Source organism: Marinobacterium rhizophilum (genome assembly GCF_024397915.1).
Taxonomy (GTDB): Bacteria; Pseudomonadota; Gammaproteobacteria; order Pseudomonadales; family Balneatricaceae; genus Marinobacterium_A; species Marinobacterium_A rhizophilum_A.
On record NZ_CP073347.1, the window covers coordinates 307,197 to 324,913 of the forward strand.

Here is a 17,717-nt window from a genome sequence, read left to right on the forward strand (position 1 = left end):
GCCATGATCAATGGGTTTTGCAGCGCGTCGTATTGCGGGCAGAAGGCAGGCTGTTTCGAGTATAGGATGCGGTCTTTCACGGCAGCTTGGATATCGATATGCAGCGACACGACGGACAGGATCGAGGTTGGATTGACAGGGTAAGGAATATTTCTTACTCTTTGGGCATGCAAAATACCTACAGGAGCGCGATCATGCCCGGTATTCATGAAGTGGCTACACTGACGTCCAAGGGGCAGATTACGTTGCCCAAGCCGATCCGGCAGGCGCTGGGAGTCGATGTCGGTGGCAAGATTGCTTTCGATCTTGGGGAAAACGGGCAGGTTGTCGTTACACGTGCAGGTGCGGAGCACGAAGATCCGGCCATTGGTGCCTTCCTTGACCTGCTGGCCAGCGGCATCCAGTCCGGTCGTCATGTCCAGACACTCCCGGAGGATCTGGCGCAGGCGATGCTGGCACAGGCCGGCCGCAGCGTCGACCTGGACGAGGAGATCCAGGGTGACGTGGTGATCTGATGCAGCAACAGGGATGGACGCTGTTATTCCACGACTGTGTGGTTGAACAGTTGCAGAAGTTGCATGTGGCGGCGCAGCGTGCCGAGCAGAAGGATCCAACAGGCTTCGAGTCCAATGCCAACGTCAAATTGTTCCGGGCGCTAAGCCAGCTGATACTGGAGGTGGTGCCGAGTGATCCTGCTCGGGACGAGTACCGTCAGGGCAATACGCTGGGGTCAGCCCATCGACATTGGCGCCGGGCCAAGATCGGGAGGCGCTTTCGGCTGTTCTTCCGCTATGATTCAAAGGCGAAAGTCATCATCTTTGCCTGGGTCAACGATGAGCAGACGTTGCGCTCAGCGGGCAGCAAGTCCGATCCGTACGCGGTCTTCGAGAAGATGCTCGGTCGCGGCCATCCGCCCACGGATTGGGAGGCCTTGAAGGCCGCCAGCCACGAGAATTGGAGCACATCGGGTTAACACTGTAAGGACGACAGTAGGTGACATCCATGAACACGAAAACTCATATCAGCACCGCAGAGCGCTTTGGCTGCTGGCTCGGTCGGGGATGGCGAGGCTATGTGCGCCAGGAGCGGCAGTTACTGGGCTGGCTGGTGGCACAAGGCGTGCCCGGCGGAGTGGCCTCCGCGCTGCTGTGGATCGCCAAGCTGGCTCTGCTGGGTGTGCTGCTCTACGCCGCGTTTTGGTTGGCGCTGCTGATTGTGGTTGCTGGCGTGGTCGTTTGGATGCAGCAAGATAACGTGGCTGAGGAGCCCGATTTCCTGGGGCGAAAAGCTGAAGAAAGAGATCACCGTGAGAGCCTCTTCTATCATCCGATGTGCTTCAACGACGACCCCGATCCTCGCTTTGAAGACGATTGAGCCTACCGATCATCTACTTCTTCTTAGCCCCGCTGATCAGAAGATCTGAGCCTTTGCCTCCTGTTTGGCCCGCATCCCTCGTGCCGTTTGCCAGTCCTTGAAGTGCGTTACCCGCCCTCACGCCAGCCCAGGCTAAGGCTGTAACCCAGAATGCGGGCAGAATCAGGAACATTGTCGCCATCACGAAGTTCAGCAACATATCGCCGAACGCATTGTTCAAGCCCATCACCGGATCGAAGTTGGCGTGCGGCCGGTTCCAGCCCCAACCCCAGCCATAGAGCGCGTCGAGGATGGTCGAGTCGATCCAGCGCGCGAGCTGGAACCAGAAGTCGACGAAAAAGAGCGCGAATTGCACGATGCTAATGGTGACCAGTGATTTTAGGTCGTAGGTGCCGATGACCAGCACCAGCGGAATGCAGATCACCAGTGCCATCTTCAGGAACGACAGCACCATCGGCAAGGCCTGCCGCATCACATCCATCGCCGGGAACAGGCCCAGGGCACCGATGGACAGCCCGACATCGGCTGCTGCCCGGGTGACGATGTTGGGCACCGTCTTGTCGATTCGGCCACCGTAGTCGGTGTAGACGCTGCCCTGGTTGAGCCTCTGTTGGCGCGGAGCCGCGATGGCGCGGATCACGGAGTCATCGACCGCGGCGCGGCTCAGAAAACCAGCCCAGTTGGCCAGCCGGGATAGCAGATCGGGATCGACCTCAGCCAGCAAGCGGGCACGCAGCCCTGTGCCGTTATCGCTCCACCACTGCCGGCAGGTGGGGTAGCCGGCGCCGCTCGAGACCTGGGCGAGGCCCGCATCGCGGGTGCTGTCGTAGGGCCAGCCGTCGCGCGGCGTACTGGTATGGTAACGGTCGTAGTAGCCACCGGTCTGGACAAAATAGCGCGAGCCGATCCAGGAGACATCGTGCATCTGGGTTTCGTCCAGCTGTGGGCGGCTCATGAAGAGCTTGGCGCGCGCCGGGCCGTAACAGTCGTGGGTAAAGTCGGCTACTTCCTGGGCCAGCAGCGGGTCGTCAATGCGGCTGGCGTCGATCTCCATGCGCATTTGCCGCAGGTCGGTGCCGCAGGGGATGGCGGCTACGGAGGCACCGGTCACCGCGCGTGACAGCGTGTGCATGAAGGCCCACCATACCGGTACCTTGGCGCTCTGATGATTGAGCGTGGTGAACGACTGGCCCCAGCCCGTGTCGCTGGGTGCGGGTACATTAACCTGGCACTGCTGAGAGCGCGATGCGTCGAAGCGGAGGGTATTGAGGTCGACGTCGATGAACGGAATGCCAGCGAACAGGATCACCACGATGGCCACCCAGACCCGGTTCTCAATGCGCATTGCCGACAGCACGCCCTTGTTGCCTTCGTCCGCGCCCTCGCTGCGGGCCTTGAGCCATTCCTGCAGGATGATCGCCAGGAACGGCAGGGCGAATACACCGCTCGCCACCAACACGGACCAGATGCCGTTATGGACGATCCAGCCCAGGAGCGTCAGGTAATATTCCAGATAGTCGGTGGTATAGAGCGTCACACCAAGCTCTCCGCTTACGTTCTTACTAAAGGTCCCGGAGCAGCAAGCTGCATTCCAGCGTGACTATCGTCACTACACCGGCAATCTCGGTGCGGACCAGGCGCCGGCGTGACGCCCTGTCGGGCTCACGCCTGAGCAGACGCCGACGCATCCAGCGCCATCCCCAGGCCGTTATCGTATATAGGCACAGCCGCCACAGCAGAAAATACCCCGACGTCTGCGCCAGCCAGCGTGCCCAGTGCTCGAGGCTGCCCAACAGGTAGATGCCGAGGAGGTTGGCTGCGATCACCGCGGCGATCAGGCCTGCTGTCCCAAGCAGTGCTATTCCCACGCGGCGATTGAGCAGCCCGTGCAAGCGCAGCCCCGCGCGACTCAAGGTGTGCCTCCGTTCGACGGTTGCTGCAGCTGGTGCAGGCGGTCCGGTACCGGATCGCCTTCGTAGATACCGCGGGAACCGGCAGCACGGGCGCGATGGCGCTGGATGATTGCCATAGGCGCGTTGTTGGCCAGTTCCCGCCGCAGTTCCAGTTCGGTCTTGAGGTTGCGGATCTCCCGGTCGAGCAGGTCGCTCTCGCGGTCGATAGCGTCGACGGCCAGCTGGTTGGCCGCCACATTGGGTTCCTTCTGGCCGGTCAACAATGTGCGCTGCAGCAGCAGGGCTTTTTCCAGCACCGAGGACAGCGCCACCTCGGATGCCAGTCGGTGAGCCAGAATGGCCTGATCGGGTTCGTCGCGCAGTGCCTCGATGACGCCGCGGGTGATCGGCAGCGAGGCGCTGCCGGCCTCACGCGTGGTGGGGCGGGCACCGGTGACCAGCTGCTGCAGCGCCTGCAGCGTGCTGTCGTACGCATCCTGGATCAGCGGCGTCAGCCCGACCCCGGGCACAGTCTCGGTCTTGGTGCAGGTCTCGCAGGTACGCTGTTCCTGTTCGCCCAGCACGCGAGTGGCCCAGTCGACCGCCATCTGGGGTGACGACCAGGTCCGGCAGGCCAGGCTGGCACAACTGGACGGATCGATGGCTGAGGCGTCGGTCACGCTGCGGCCATTGACCAGGTTGTAGCCGGCACGGGTAATGTCACCCACCACCTTGATCGACGGCTGCCCGGCACCGCCGGCGTTGCTGCCACCCACCCAGGGCACGCCCTCATTGCCCTTGCTGGTCTCTGCCTGTTCGATGGCGGAGACGGCGTCGGTGCTGGCCACGGCCTGCTGCAGCACCATGCCTTCCGACAGCTGGTTCCAGCCCCGTTGGCCGCCGGCCATGTCGGCCATGCGGTTGGCCATCGCCCGGCAGGTTAACTTGGAGCGGTCGAAGTCGAGCCGGGCCTGCAAGATGCCATTGGTCAGCAGGTTGTAGAGACCGGGGTCGGCGCGCTGGATGATCAGCGCCGGCAACGAGGCGACCGCACTGGTGGCGTTCTGGATTACCGATGACATGAGGGTCTGGAAGCCGTCGGTCAGGCCATTGAGCTGGTTCTGGATGGTGGTCGAGATCGACAGGTCGCCGCACACCAGATTGCTGTTCCAGCCGGCGCCAACCCCGATGGAGCGCATACTCGCCGCGCCGCTCATCGATACGGCGTTGCCGCCGCCGATGGAGTACATGACCTCGTCGCCAATGACGCTGCCGCTGGTCTGAAAGCCGTTGCTGCTGATCGTGGTCTGCGCCGCTGCCAAGTTGCCAGCCAGCACAAGTGTGCCTGCCAGTAATGCCGAACACCGGCAGCGGCGCAGTAAGCGGTTTGATGTGTTCAGGTTGTCTGCAGGGTACATCCTTGTGTCCTCAGTCGAAGTCCACGCTACCGAGAAAACGCTGGCCCCGCCGCTTACAGCAGCTGTACGGCCGCCACAGTGCCCAGGCATAGTCGCCTTGGCGGGCTTGGGCCAGCGGACCGTCGTGCGGGAATACCGCGCAGGACATGGACAGCCTCGGCGTCAGTGGCTGCCACTTGCCGGTCGCGGCATCGCTTTCCACTAATGCACCGGCCGGCCAGTAGCCGTCCCGAGCGTCGGACAGCAGGGGCTGGTAGACATGCGGCTGGCCGCGGCGGGTGACGATATCGCCGGCGCGCTGGGCGACGATGGCGCCGGCCTTGTGGTCGTCGGCCTGGTGCAGAAAGCCGCCGCGTGGGTAGACGTTGCCCCAGAGGTTCAGCGTGCTGCGGCTGCCGATCTCGCGCAGGCCGGGTGTCAGCGCTTCCGGATAGGCGGCCTCGGGCAGGTTGTAGCGCCAGGCGAGGGTATCGAGGGTGCTGAGCAGATAGGGCATGAAGGCCGTGCCGGCACCGTCGCAACGGTAGCCGAAGCCGGCCGTGAATTGACTGAACAGCTTGGCACCCGGGTGGCCGATGACGTCGGCGTTCTTGAATTTGGCGAGGTTGTTTTCATGCTCCTGGTTGGTGGTGCCATCGCCACCGGCCTGTGCCGTCGGGTTGGGCAGGCTCATCGCCCGCACCTCGCCCCAGGGGGTGTCTCCGGTGTTGCTGTAGCTCGATACCACGGCATCGGGCACATAATGGCGTACCTTGACCGAGGTGCGTACCCTACAGCCGCTCGACGAGCAGTGCAGCCAGTAACAGATGCCCACGACCCGGTATTCAAGGCAGTCTGGTGACAGAGCCGATTGCAGGATGGTGGAGGTCGTAAGGGCGGCGCCCGGTGTTGCCGTGCCGAGCAGCACGATGGCGGACCCGAGTCGCAGACGTTGCGGGATCTTCATGGCTGCTCCTGGCGATAGTGTGCGATCTGCCCGAGCGCCTGGTCGAGGTCAGACGTGCCATAGACGACGTAGCGCCGATCCACCACGACCGCCGGAAGCTTGGTGATACCCAGGGCCCAGACATCGACCACGCCCTGGTAGGCGCGCTGCAGACGTTGCTGCCATTTCTGGTCAACCTGCGCCAGCCGCTGCTGTGCAAGGTCGGAGGCGTGTTGTGGATCACGGGGTAACCGGGCGGACAGCTGCGCTTCGAGGCCCTGCGGTGCATCCAGCTCGATGACGCGATCGGGGGGACGCGTACCGGTGACAGGGTGTTGGCTATCGGTGATCACCCAGACCTCGGTTGCTGTGGCGGTGCCGCTGACCAGCAACAGCGTCAGAGCCGTCAGGCGTTTCCTGGAGTTGAAGTGAACAGGGTGCATGCGTGTTTGCCCGTGGGTGGATGACTTGGCTAGTGCACTCGAAGCGGGAGCTGTGCACCACGAACAATACGCACCCTGGCAATTCCCTATTGGGGCGGTGGCTGTGATGTTGTCTGGTAAGTGCTGCTTGAATGGCGAGGCGGTGGCAGCGAGCCGCGCCCACAGGGGCGCAGTCGCTGCCGGGAAGGCAGGGCTATATCAGCCCATGCTCGGCGAAGGAGTAGGGTTGCCCCTCGCCGACGATGAAGTGGTCCAGCACACGGACGTCCACCGCCGATAGCAGTGACTTCAACCGCTCCGTGATGGCCAGGTCGGCCTGGCTGGGTTCGGTTACGCCTGACGGGTGGTTGTGTGCCATGATCACGGCCGCCGCATTCTGGTCCAGCGAGCGAGACAGAACGACTCTGGGATACACCGATGATGCATCGATGGTGCCCTTGAACAGGATTTCAAAGGCTATGACGCGATGCCGGTTATCGAGGAACAGCAACGAGAACACTTCATTGCGCTCGCGGTTGAGTTTGAAGCGCAGAAAATCTCGTACCTCGGATGGGTTTTGCAGGGTGACGCTGCGCTCGAAGAGGCGTCGCTCTGTGATTTCGATGGCACGGGCGATAAGCCACTCCTCGTGCTGGCTATCCAGCAGGTCGAGCAGGCTGGCGCTGTCGTTGATGGCAACAGGGGTTGTCATGGGATGCCTCCTGGGAATTTCCGGGAAATGTGAGGAGGCGCCGACCCAGGAGGGCAAGGCCTCCAGGGTCTGTGATCAAGGTTGCATCCACCGCCGTCAGACGGTCATCCGCGCAGGGGATGCAAAGCGGACTGGGGTTACGATCAGCGTGACGGATGTCACACCGTAGCCTTCAAGATCGCGGGCTACCTGGGCATGTTGCTGACTGCGTCAGCGGAACATTCGGGGGAGGCGGTCGACTGGTCATGCGCCGCCAGGAGGTCGTCGTAATGTAGTGGCGTGATGCCGCGCGCCCTGTCGATGTTTGCGGCCACCTTGAAGGCGGCGTCCAGCTCGTCGAGACCCTGCTGCTGCATCAGCTGGTAACGCTCGGCTTTTTCTTCGGGCTCGGTCTGGGCCAGCGCCAGATAGAGGCTCGGCGGCACCGCACGAAACAGTACCTCCATGGATTTGGACAGGATCACGCCTTCGGAGAACTTGCCGGCTTCCTTGCGCGCGGACAGCATCAGCGCCTTCTGTGCTGGTGACAGCTCGCGAAAGCGCGCGATCTTCTCCACCTCGTCCGGCGGCATCGACAGGCAGATCCACCATTCGATCATGTTCAGCATCGGCTCCGCTGCCCGCGGCAGATCGTCGATGTTCTGCGTCGCCAGCCAGTACCAGGCGCCGAGCTTGCGCCACATCTTGGTGATCTTCACCACATAGGGCGCGAGCAGCGGGTTCTTGGTGATGATGTGGCCTTCGTCGGTGACGTTGATGATGGGGCGCCCCAGGAACTGGTCGCGTTCGGCCAGGTTGTTGACGGTGTTGATCAGGCTGATATAGGCGATGGAGAGCTGGGCGTTGTAGCCCTCGCGGGCGAAGGTGGCCAGGTCGACGAGGGTGATATCCGCCTCGGGCCAGGGTGTGCCGGGGCGGTCGAACATCGCACCATCGATACCCTGGCAGAACATGTCCATGGCATCGGCCATTTCCTGCAGCCGCGCCCGCCGGGTGTCCGGCAACGCCCGGTCGGCGGCGCGCTGGCGCAACGCATCGCGCACATCACGTGTCAGCACGGAGCGCTGCGCGGTCACGCACTGTCGGGCGGCGTCGAGAATGCACTGCCGGATCAGGCTGCGGTCGGCGCGGGTCATGCGCGCCTCCTCGCGCTCCTCGCCGCCGGTGATCATCAGCCGCGCGGTGATCTCCAGTTCGCCGAGCACATCGCGTTGTTCATCGATATCCGCCTGAACAGCATCTGCTGATCGTTCGTCGTCCAGGGCATCGGCATCCAGCGTCTGCACCGCGGCGGGTGTCTCGACCAGGCGGCAGGCGTCCGCAAAAGGTGCCAGGCTCACCCCGGCGCCGGGCGCCAGCGTGACGCGGTTGACCGTCAAGCCCAGCCGCTGGGCAAACTCACCAAACAGCCCGAAGCTGTTGCCGGCCTCGACGATAAACAGGCGGGGCCGGTAGATCGCCGTGACCTGGTTGAGGATGTTGTTAAGCGTGGCGCTCTTGCCCGAACCCGTGGGGCCGAACAGGAACAGGTGCGCGTTCATCTGGCGGTCAAGCCGGTTCAGCGGGTCGAAGGTGATGGGGCCGCCGCCACGGTTGAAGAAGGTGATGCCGGGGTGGCCGGTGCCCTGGCTGCGGCCCCAGACCGGCGCGAGGTTGGCCGCGTGCTGGGCGAACATCAGTTGGGTGTACCACTGGCGGCGATCCAGCGCCGGGTTATACATGCCGGGCAGCCAGCGCAGATAACTGTTGAGCGGCGCGACCTCGTCCTCCTCCCGCACCGGCTGCAGGCCGGCGTTGAGCATGACGTTCGCCAGTTGCAGTCCGCGGCTGTCGAGCTCGGCTTCGTTCTGGCCACGCAGATAGAAGGCGAGACTGCCGCGGTACAGCTTGTGCGCGCTGCCGATCAGGGATCGGGCCTCGTGTACGTCCTTGAGTGTCTGCTGCGACGCCAGGGTCTCACCGACCGCCTTTCTTGCCAGCTGGTTCAGCTGGGCTTCCAGTATGTCCTGCGGTGTGGCCACCAGGGTCAGGCACATCAGGGTGTCGTCGGGCATCTGGTCGAACAGGGTGTTGATGGCATCGCCCTTGCGAGTCTCACCGGTCAGATGGCCGGTAGTGGGTGCTGTGCGCAGCCGGTCCGTGACCATCACCCGGTGCGGCAGGCCGTCGAAGTACCACAGTCCCTGGTTGGCGTCGGAACGGGGCTGGCCGAAGAACAGCCGCTGACTGAAATCCCGGCCGCTGGCCAGCTCAATCTCGTCGGGTTCACTCGCCTGCGGATACGCCGCCAGGCGGTAGAAGCGTTCGCGGTCGGCCGACATTGGCCCCAGCAGCGATGGATTGGGGTTGAACCAGCGCAGCAGCCAGTCGTGGATCGCTGCTGCGTCCAGGCGTTGCACCGCAATACCTGTATTAGCCAGCCCACCCAGCAGGCGGTCGCAGACGATGTTCAATGCCTGTTCCGGAGACTGTCCACGTCGCGAGGCCTGGCCGTTGACGCGCCGGTACACCACAAGGCGCACCTGGCGACACTTGCCGCGCCAGCGCAGGCGGGTGACAGCGGTATCCTCGAATAGCCCGCCGGGTGTGGCGACGGCTCGCAGATGGTGGGTGAAGGATTTCAGGTAACAGTCGCTGAAGGCGGTGCCCTGGGCGCGGGGTTGCAGGTAGGCCTGCAACCGCTGCAGATAGGCATCGAAGTTGGCCTCGTCCTGGGCATAGAGCTGCACCACCCAGGGGTTGTCGTCCAGCTCGTCGAAACTGTCCTGCAGGGCATTTTCCAGGGCGTCCCGTGCCTGGGTCAGCCAGGCGGTTTCCCGACCTTCGGTGCCAAGTGGCTGCAACTCGAAGAAGGCGGCGACGGACTGACCGTCCTCAAGCAGCATGCACTGGCTGTCGGGCAGATACTCGACCCAGGGCAGCAGCGCGGCGAAGGACGGTGCTACATCGTACAGCGCCTGCTCGTCGGCCAGGGTCGCGGGCTTATCGCTATCCAGCGCCGCGCCGGGTTCGGGAATGCCAGCGGCCTGCAGCGCCTGGACGTGACGCTGCCAACCATCGGGCGTGTCTTGGCCGATTTCGTCCTTATTCGAAACGGCACGCCGCCACGGCCATGTGGATTTCCAAGCGCAGCCCCTGGCCATCAGTAGTCCTCCAGGCGTTCACCGGGCATTGCGTACTGCACCCGCTGATACAGCGGAAACACCGTGCTGTAGCCGGGTACGGGCACCGGGTCGGTACCGGCCAGGTGCGGGAACACATACATGATCAGGTCCGGGTTCGGCAGACGGTGGAACTGGCGCTGGATCTCGTTCTGTGCCGTGCGTGTGTAATGCGCAGCGACCGCCGGTGCGGCCTCGATATCCGCCCCGGTTAACGGCCGTCGCAGCTGCTGGCGAGCATCGAACAAGCGGCGTGTGGTCATCGGGCCGCTGCCGCCGTCACCGGCGTGCTGTTGCCAGAGATCCCGCATGGTGCGATCGCCATGGGGCAGCAGTGCGTCCTTATGAGTGGCGCAGCCAGCAAGCAGCGTGACGGCAAACGTTACCATGAGTGTTTTAGTCGAGATCCCGGGCATAGGTGTCTCCTGTGCGATGGTCGACCTTGCGCCCCTCAAGGTCATAGTCGATGGCGAGCGGCTGCTCGAGGTGAATGGCGACCCGGGCGCCGGGCTGCACGTAGACCGCAGCGAAGGCCTGACCATAGAGCTGGTTGACCCACGTCGACATGTCCTGCACGCCGCTGGCGAGGATGCGACCGACGGCTTCGTTGCGGCTGATGCCGACAGTGCCGACTGAGCCATCGGCGCCCGCGTAGGACAGCTGGCCGTTCTCGGCCTCGATCAGCGATGCCGCGCCGGCGCCGGCCGCGGTGATCAGCGACTGGGTGCCGAGGTACTGCTGCGCATTGCTGCGGCGCTCACCGCTGACGCAGGGGATACCGTACGGATCGCTGATCCAGCCGAGGCCCTCTTGTTTACGCTGCTGTGTCCCTTGCTCGCCATCGCCGGGCAGGGTACTGATAGTGCCGTCATGAAAGACGAAGGTGATACTGCGCACCTGACCGCGCACACACGACAGGGTCCAGTCGCCGGAGGCGGTACCGCTGAACACGGCGCCGGCGACATCGGGCAGGTCGATGCCATTGGCGGTGAGGTTGTCGGGGCCGACCAGGACCTTGAACGGGTAGGGATCATTAACGGTGCCGTCGATCGGGACACGGCCGATCAGTGCCGTCATGGCCACCGAGCCCATCAGGGTGGCATTGGCGGGCAGCGTATAGACCGGTGACGCGGGCTTGGCCGTTGTGGCGTCGGCGCCACTATCGGTGCCGGTTGTAGCCTTGATGCCGGGCGTAGTCGTTGCGAGACCAAACTGGGTCGGGAAACTGAAGCTGCCTTTCGTGCCCTGATGACCCTCGGCCGGCTGGGCGTCATCGGGCTCAACCCAGTGCACGTCGTCGCCCAGCGTAAAACCGTCGCTATCCCCTTCGCGCAACCCCAGGCCCACGGGCAGGTCAGTATGGTCGCCGGCGTCGCTAAGGCTTTGGAGCTGCTGCTGCAGATCCTGCAAGAGCCCTTCGGTGTGCTGCCGCTCGCTGGCGACCCGAGTCTGCTCTCGCCGCAGATCGGCGCGCTCGGATGCCAGGGCGGTGCTGATGCGCTGGTCGATGGCACTCTCGCGCTGGCGCAGACGATCGTTCTCGACACGCTGGGCGTCATTGTCGCTTAGCGCTGCCTGCAACTCGGTACGCAGCTGCTTGACCTGTGCCACCAGGGTGGCGACGGTGTCGCGCGGCGTGTCGCCCTCGATACCGAGCGCCTGCATCTCCTCGGGGGTGAGCTGGCTGCCCGCCAGTGGCGACGTCCGATTCTCTGCACCGACGCCGGAAAACAGCCGGAAGCCAACAACCAGTACCAGCATGACCACCGGAATCATCAGCCACTTGAGCAAGCCGTTACTGCGCATGATCGCCTCCTTCCCGAGCGGTGGCAGGCTTTGGGCGGGGGTGTGGCAGGTTGAGCGCTGGATCGATGCGCTGGATGGTCGGCAGCAGTGACTGCGCCAGGCCGCGACCCCGCGTGACCAGGTACAGCACCGTGGTGTCGTCCGGCGTGCCGCCCGGCCCCAGGTCGGGGTGCTGGAAAGTGGCGGTCATAAAGTCGCCCTGCAGCGCCCGTGGGTCCAGTCCTATCCTGCGACCACTGCTGTTGGTGAGCCGCACCGCGGTGACCCACACATCCGCCAAGCGCCAGGCAACCAGCGCCTTGGCACGGATGGGCTCGGTGGGCAGCAGGCTATCGAGTGCCAGGTCGCGGCGCAGGTTGACGCGCTGGATGCCCGGTACCGGTTCGACCGTGCGCAGCGGCGCGTAAAGGCTCTGCGCGGCGAAACGCGTCAGTACCACCGGGACTGGGGTCTCGTGTTGGGCTGTGGCCGAACGAGCCTCGCTGGCGTCAACCGTTGACTCACCATAGCGTGACGGTGCGGCGTTGCCCTCGACGATGCGCACCGGTTCCAGCGGCATATCACCCTCCCGGGCGGGCTCGGCAACGATATCGAGCAGGATCAGGGCGCCAGAGTCCAGGTCCTGCAGCTGCAGCCGGCTCGGCTCGATCGGCGCATGGGCCCGCAGATACACCGCACCGCCCGCGCTCTGCACCCGCAGACGCTCGCCCACCGTGGACGGCACGCCGACCCGGACATTACGGTCGATAAAGACGATGCGCTCCTGACCGACCACCAAGGGCACCGCGAGCGGCAGGCGCTCCCAGCGCAGAATCTCCACGGCCTGTGCAACAGGGGCGACCACCAAGGTCAGCGCCATGCTCAACAAGAGCGAACGTAAAGGACTCATGGCGTTACTCCTTGCAGGCCGAGGCCCGTGTGTGTGGGCGACTCGTTTGTTGGCAAGGTGATGCGCTGCGGCGCACCGGCGTAGCAGTCGAGCACCAGGCCGAAGGGGTTGCGCGCCGGGTCGACATCGATGCGTGCCACCTTGATGGGGTAGCGCACCAGGGCGCGCTTGACCTGCTCCGAGCCGTGGTACTCGTCGGCGCTGATATCGAGCGTGACCACCCAGTCGCGATCCGACACCACCTGCACGCGCGCACGGGGATCGTCGCCGTAGCCGCGCCCCGGAATCTCGTAGATGCCGCGCACGCGCCGGCGCAACTCGCCGCTGCTGCGCCGGTAGTCGTAGTCAGCCTCAAGGAAGGCACGGCAAGCCGGGGTGAAGTAGGGCGACAGCGCCTGCAGGTTGCGGGCATAGTCCGCTTCGCCATTGGCCGGCCAGCGGTTGAGCTGTTGGAACACATAGAAGGTGAAGGCGTAGACCGATGCCGGCGGCACCTCCCACCACTTGCGGGAACTGCCTGAACGCAGGTCCGGCGGCACATGGATGGTCAGGTCCCGCGGCGCGCTCCACCAACCCGCGCCCATCACCAGTGCAACCAGCAGCAAGGCCGCGGCGCCGAGGCGCAGAGTACGGATATGCGACTGCAGGTGGGTAACCTCGTTCTTGAACCGGCTCATTGTGCCTCCCGGCGCACCGACCAGCAGCCCGAGTGGGTGATCAGCGCAGTACCGCCGACCCAGCCGGCCAGCAGCGGATAGCGGCATGCCAGCCACCATTGCAGCTGCCGGTACAGCCAGGTATCGGGCCGGCCGCGCTTGTGGCGGCGCAGCAGGCCGCCGCCGACAAATATTCCCAAGGCGATCGCCGCGACGATGCCGGTCGGCACCAGGGCGAGGGTCGACAACAGCCAGGCCAGTGGTAACCCGACAGCCAACCCCGCAACGCCAGACAGCCCGCAGCAGATCCACAGTTCATCGGCGGTCAGGCCGCGTACCACTACCGGATGGCGGTTGAGCCGGTGCGGCAGAAAGGTCAGCGTGCCGTCTGCCTGGATCGGTGGCTGTGAGGACATGGCGAGGGCCTCCTACAGGATGCCGGTGGCTTCGGTGAGCAGCCAGATGCCGATCACCAGCAGCACGGCGCCGACCGCCACGGTGAGGCCAAACTGGCCCCAGGTCCGGCGGCCGGTGTGGATCTCGGCATAGCTGGTATAGGCGTGGTAGCACACGCCGACGAACATCGACGCCACGACCAGCAGTGCAACCAGTAGCACGATGTCATAGCCGTAGTTGCGGATCGTCTCCATGATGCCGCTGCCGGTACCGCGGGAGGGGTTCTCAAGGGTGGGCAGGCCCAGGCCAAACGACAGCGACGGCAATGCGGCGAGGCTCAGCGCCAGTGCCGCACGGCGAACAGGATAGGGCGGATGGAAGTGATCATTCATGGTCTGGTACCTGCGGGTCACGAGAGTAGGAAAAGTGTCAGCACCAGATACAGCGCGATAAAGCGCAGCACCACGCCGAGGAACTGACGCTGGTTGATACGGCTTTCAGCCCAGCCGACATAGGCTGTGCGGATGGCCCAAGCGCCCCAGAGCAGCAGCACGGCAAACACCAGACCGACCAGCACCGTCGCCATCAACGCCGGCACGATGCCGCTACTGGCCTGAAAGGCGGAGAACTGTGCCGCGGTCATGGCCGCGCCTCCGGATCGGACTCGGTGCGGTACAGGCCACTCAGCTCGGTGGGGTCTCTGGGCTGGGCGCGGGATGGGGCGAGGTAGTCCTGGATGCCGGCACGCACCCGTGTCAGATCTGCGCGCAGGCGCGGATAGTCGAAGTGGTAGCGTGCGCCGGGCACGATCGGGGTAGCGGCCGCGCTCTGCTCGACCAGCCGCTCCAGGGCGTCGAGTTGACGCAGCGCGGCGGCCAACTCCTGACGCTGCAACGGGGCGTCGTCTGCTAGTGCTTGCGACAGGGTGCCCATCAGAGCGATGAACAATAGGAGCCGTGCACTGCGGTGAGCGGGGATAGTTCGAGAGGGCAGCACCATCGCGCAATCCTTCGTCAAATCGGCAATGCTGTGATGGTGATCCCGGATGCCGCCGCTGGGTATAAAGAATCGGAACCGTGCGATGACCGCATTATCTGGGGCAGTAAGTTCCCTTAGATATACTTCTTGAAGCTCCCCGCGGTGAGGTTCACCGCCAGCCCCAACAGTACCGCGCTGGGAAGCAGGATCAGCAGCGGATGTAAGGATACTGGCAGTGCCAGATAGACCACCCAGGGCAGCACCACCAGTGGGACCAGCGTGGCCTTGGCGCGGTGGTAGACAAAACCCGATTCCCGGCCGGCGCCGAACTTGCGTACATCACGCCGTACCAGACCATCCACGAGGCCGACGAAGGCTGCCATCAGGAACAATGGCAGGGTCAGCAGCAGGACGAGCAGTCGCACCCCGAAGGTCAGTGTCGAGAAGGCGGCCGCAATCAGGTAGCGCTCAGCCCAGACGTAGGCCTGACTGATGTAGTAGCGGACGTTCCGTGTGCTGCCCTGACTGGGCGCGCGGGTTCGGCCCGCGGTACTGTCGATTTTCTGCAGCAGCCCGGTCCTGACGAAGATCCAGTCGTAACCGGTCTCGACCCACAGTTGCGCGCTACGGCCCGGTTCCTGGACCAGTGCACTGCGCGTGAAGTGGCTCGACAGATGCCCGAGCTCGTACTGCAGCATGGCCTGGGAATGACGCCAGCCCTGGTCGCGCCAGAACAGGTGTATGCCGATGCACTCGATCAGGATAGAGATCAGCAAGGATCCGATCAGCACGCCGAGCAGCCGGAAGGGCAAGGTGAGGATACTGGTGAGCAGGCCATGGCGACGGTCTTGTTGACGCTGGGCGGTAGCGGCGGCATCGCTCATGGCAGTGCCTCATCCCGACCAGCGCCGCCATCCGTAAGGTCATCAAGCAGATCGTCCGGCAATGGCTGCGCCTGCACCTGCTCCTGCAAATCAGGCGAGCCGATGTTCTGCCACCACTGGCTGGCTTCGGTGTAGCGCTGGCGCATGTAGCCCGCGAGCTGCTGTAGATCCGCAGGAATCGCTTCGTCCGGATCGGGGGCCGGCAAGGGCATCCGGACCTTCCAGAGGTTGCCGCCCTGCAGCAGGGCAAAGCATTGCCCCTTGGGCAGGCCGACCACATGCGAGGGCTCGATCATCGGTACGCTCGCCATGCTGATACGGTCCTGGGTGTTGGAGGTGAAGTCGGTCGAGCCGTGGATATCGGAGCTGTCGGTGGCGCCGCTGACCACCGTCGTGGTGTAGACCTCGACCCTGGGTAACTGCTGCGTGAGCAGCTCGGCGGTGGCCGTCTCGCGTACCCGCAACATGAAGAGGTTGTTGAAGTTGCCGACCACCTGACCGGCCTTGGCGCGGTTGCCGAGGCGCGCCTCGATGTCGCTCAGGGTCTGGGTGTAGGCGGTGACCTGGATACCGGCGCCGCCGCCCTTGTTGATCATCGGGATGAACTCGTCCCCCATCAGCTCGTTGAACTCGTCGGCATGAACGTTGATGGGGACTTTGGGGTCGGCCCCGGCCCCGGCCCCGGCGTCGGCCTTGGCGCTTGTCTTGACGGCCGGCAGGCCATCGTCGACGCCGAACTTGTAGATGTGCCCGGCGACCGACACCAGGTCGCTGAACATCGAGTTGCCAACGGCCGCGGCCACCTCGGCATCGGAGAGGGCATCCAGACCAACATAAACCACGGCGCGCTTGCGGATGATCTGCATCCAGTCGAAGATCGGCCGCGGGTCGGCCAGGTCCGCGTAGTCCGGCGCCAGCAGCTGGGCGATCTTGCCGCTGGTGAGCTTTTCCAGCAGCGGCAGCAATGACGCAACGATCTTGTCGAAATAGGTGCGGTCGTAACGCACCGCCGAGCGCAGGCCATCGAGCACCGGGTCATAGTTGCGCACCTGACTGAGGTACTGCTCAAGCGCGATGACCCGCTTCTCCCGTCCGATCATGTTGCGCGGAATCGTGCGGTCGTTGAGTCTGGCCTCGATCTGGACGATGACTTCCCACGCCTTCGGTTCGGTCCTGGCAAAGTAATGCTGCGCATACTCGATAAAGAGCGCATCGATGTTAATGACGTGGCGCTGGATCAGCAGGTAGTCCGGTCGTTGTCCCAGCTCGATCAGGGCCCGGGCGATGATATTGACGAAGCGCCAGGCAAACTCGCGAAAGGCGGCGGAGTTGCCCTCACCGGAAAGCTGGCCGGCAATGCGGGTGGCCACCTCGGAGATGCGCCCGAAACGGCCCACGGCGTTGTAGCGGGCGCTGATGTCCGGCCAGCCAAGATGGAACACGTAGAGCTCACCGTCACGCCCGGCACGCTGGGCTTCCACGTACATGCGTTTGAGTAAATCCGCATCGCCCTTGGGATCGAAGACGATGACGACTTCATGTTCGCCGACCCTGTTCCGGCGCCGGATGTCCTGGGTGATAAACAGCTCGGCCAGGCGGGTCTTGCCGACGCGCGTGGTGCCCAGTACCAGCGAGTGGCCGACGCGCTCACCCAGTGGCAGGCTGACGTCGACCTCCTGCGGCTCGATGCCGTGCAGCCTGGGCATGCCACCCACTGGCGGCAGCGGCCGCACCGGATTCAACGGCACATCCCAAGCCGCAAGCTTGGCCAGTTGCGACAGCGGAAAGGGTGCGAACTCCAGGCGCTGTTCCAGATGCCGGGCCAGTCGGTAGGCCGGCGTCGGTTCGACATAACACCGGAATTCGGGTCTGTAGGTCTGCATCAGCCGATGAGTGTGACGCTGCTCCCACAGAAAACCCCTGCCGATAAACAGCCGTTGCTGGCTCACCGGCACATCGCGGCTGGTCATCAAGTAGCGCGGCAGCCGACGGATGTTGCGCCGGTAGCGCAGGATCACCAGGGCTTCATGCAAGCGGAGGGCGCCGAAGGTGGCGAACGCCAGCGCGCTGCCGACGCCCATCAGTGGGTTCAGCGCCAGCGACCAGGGCGCCAGCAGGGAGAGCAGTGCGCCACCGGTGCAGACCGCCACGGTATAGAGCTCGACGGCGGGGCGCAGCAGCACTTCAACCGGCTGTGCCATGAC

20 protein-coding genes are annotated in these 17,717 nt (G+C 64.3%); 3 read left to right on the forward strand and 17 right to left on the reverse strand.

The features are described 5' to 3' along the window. Positions 1-194 precede the first annotated feature (194 nt). From KDW95_RS01290 to KDW95_RS01300, 3 genes are read left to right on the forward strand one after another with little or no spacing between them, the layout of a single operon-like run. A complete protein-coding gene (locus tag KDW95_RS01290; protein ID WP_255854416.1) occupies positions 195-515 on the forward strand; it encodes a type II toxin-antitoxin system PrlF family antitoxin in 321 nt (106 codons plus the stop codon). After that, the gene (locus KDW95_RS01295) at positions 515-973 is read left to right on the forward strand and encodes a type II toxin-antitoxin system YhaV family toxin (RefSeq protein WP_255854417.1); all 459 of its coding nucleotides are present in this window, start codon (positions 515-517) and stop codon (positions 971-973) included. Before KDW95_RS01290 ends, KDW95_RS01295 begins: the two co-directional genes overlap by 1 nt. Positions 974-1,002: 29 nt before the next feature. After that, complete coding sequence (locus KDW95_RS01300) at positions 1,003-1,374, forward strand: DUF3742 family protein (protein ID WP_255854418.1); 372 nt, start codon at positions 1,003-1,005, stop codon at positions 1,372-1,374. Positions 1,375-1,387: 13 nt separating this feature from the next. On the opposite strand, the gene KDW95_RS01305 is transcribed toward KDW95_RS01300, so the two are convergent. The 17 genes from KDW95_RS01305 to traD all read right to left on the reverse strand — a co-directional run bounded on the left by KDW95_RS01305 (position 1,388) and on the right by traD (position 17,714). After that, entirely contained in the window at positions 1,388-2,911 is a 1,524-nt protein-coding gene (locus KDW95_RS01305; protein ID WP_255854419.1) for a conjugal transfer protein TraG N-terminal domain-containing protein, read from the reverse strand. A gap of 25 nt (positions 2,912-2,936) precedes the next feature. Further along, positions 2,937-3,287 (reverse strand): hypothetical protein, encoded by a 351-nt coding sequence (locus KDW95_RS01310; protein ID WP_255854420.1) that lies wholly within the window; start codon positions 3,285-3,287, stop codon positions 2,937-2,939. Then, a complete protein-coding gene (locus KDW95_RS01315) occupies positions 3,284-4,603 on the reverse strand; it encodes an integrating conjugative element protein (RefSeq protein ID WP_441813621.1) in 1,320 nt (439 codons plus the stop codon). The genes KDW95_RS01310 and KDW95_RS01315 overlap by 4 nt, the downstream gene beginning before the upstream one ends. Before the next feature lie 91 nt (positions 4,604-4,694). Continuing rightward, the gene (locus KDW95_RS01320) at positions 4,695-5,630 is read right to left on the reverse strand and encodes a TIGR03756 family integrating conjugative element protein (protein ID WP_255854422.1); all 936 of its coding nucleotides are present in this window, start codon (positions 5,628-5,630) and stop codon (positions 4,695-4,697) included. Beyond that, positions 5,627-6,052 carry a TIGR03757 family integrating conjugative element protein gene (locus KDW95_RS01325; protein WP_255854423.1) on the reverse strand — a complete coding sequence of 142 codons (426 nt, stop codon included), beginning with the start codon at positions 6,050-6,052 and terminating at the stop codon, positions 5,627-5,629. The genes KDW95_RS01320 and KDW95_RS01325 overlap by 4 nt, the downstream gene beginning before the upstream one ends. A gap of 193 nt (positions 6,053-6,245) precedes the next feature. Next, entirely contained in the window at positions 6,246-6,743 is a 498-nt protein-coding gene (gene radC / locus KDW95_RS01330) for a RadC family protein (RefSeq protein WP_255854424.1), read from the reverse strand. Positions 6,744-6,928: 185 nt separating this feature from the next. Further along, complete coding sequence (locus KDW95_RS01335) at positions 6,929-9,886, reverse strand: conjugative transfer ATPase (RefSeq protein ID WP_255854426.1); 2,958 nt, start codon at positions 9,884-9,886, stop codon at positions 6,929-6,931. After that, on the reverse strand, positions 9,886-10,320 hold the full coding sequence (locus KDW95_RS01340; RefSeq protein ID WP_255854427.1) for a TIGR03751 family conjugal transfer lipoprotein: 435 nt from the start codon (positions 10,318-10,320) through the stop codon (positions 9,886-9,888). Before KDW95_RS01340 ends, KDW95_RS01335 begins: the two co-directional genes overlap by 1 nt. Further along, on the reverse strand, positions 10,301-11,710 hold the full coding sequence (locus tag KDW95_RS01345) for a TIGR03752 family integrating conjugative element protein (RefSeq protein WP_255854429.1): 1,410 nt from the start codon (positions 11,708-11,710) through the stop codon (positions 10,301-10,303). The genes KDW95_RS01340 and KDW95_RS01345 overlap by 20 nt, the downstream gene beginning before the upstream one ends. Further along, positions 11,700-12,599, reverse strand: a complete 900-nt coding sequence (locus tag KDW95_RS01350) for a TIGR03749 family integrating conjugative element protein (protein WP_370646660.1) — start codon at positions 12,597-12,599, stop codon at positions 11,700-11,702. Before KDW95_RS01350 ends, KDW95_RS01345 begins: the two co-directional genes overlap by 11 nt. Beyond that, the gene (locus KDW95_RS01355; protein WP_255854430.1) at positions 12,596-13,276 is read right to left on the reverse strand and encodes a PFL_4703 family integrating conjugative element protein; all 681 of its coding nucleotides are present in this window, start codon (positions 13,274-13,276) and stop codon (positions 12,596-12,598) included. Before KDW95_RS01355 ends, KDW95_RS01350 begins: the two co-directional genes overlap by 4 nt. Continuing rightward, the gene (locus KDW95_RS01360) at positions 13,273-13,671 is read right to left on the reverse strand and encodes a TIGR03750 family conjugal transfer protein (RefSeq protein WP_255854431.1); all 399 of its coding nucleotides are present in this window, start codon (positions 13,669-13,671) and stop codon (positions 13,273-13,275) included. Before KDW95_RS01360 ends, KDW95_RS01355 begins: the two co-directional genes overlap by 4 nt. A 12-nt stretch (positions 13,672-13,683) precedes the next feature. Next, a complete protein-coding gene (locus KDW95_RS01365; RefSeq protein WP_255854432.1) occupies positions 13,684-14,043 on the reverse strand; it encodes a TIGR03745 family integrating conjugative element membrane protein in 360 nt (119 codons plus the stop codon). A 17-nt stretch (positions 14,044-14,060) separates the two neighbouring features. Beyond that, positions 14,061-14,294, reverse strand: coding sequence for a TIGR03758 family integrating conjugative element protein (locus KDW95_RS01370; RefSeq protein WP_255854433.1), 234 nt, complete (start codon positions 14,292-14,294; stop codon positions 14,061-14,063). Beyond that, positions 14,291-14,650, reverse strand: a complete 360-nt coding sequence (locus KDW95_RS01375; RefSeq protein ID WP_255854434.1) for an integrative conjugative element protein, RAQPRD family — start codon at positions 14,648-14,650, stop codon at positions 14,291-14,293. Before KDW95_RS01375 ends, KDW95_RS01370 begins: the two co-directional genes overlap by 4 nt. 113 nt (positions 14,651-14,763) lie before the next feature. Then, entirely contained in the window at positions 14,764-15,513 is a 750-nt protein-coding gene (locus KDW95_RS01380) for a TIGR03747 family integrating conjugative element membrane protein (protein ID WP_255854435.1), read from the reverse strand. After that, entirely contained in the window at positions 15,510-17,714 is a 2,205-nt protein-coding gene (gene traD / locus KDW95_RS01385; RefSeq protein ID WP_255854436.1) for a type IV conjugative transfer system coupling protein TraD, read from the reverse strand. Before traD ends, KDW95_RS01380 begins: the two co-directional genes overlap by 4 nt. Positions 17,715-17,717: the final 3 nt, after the last annotated feature.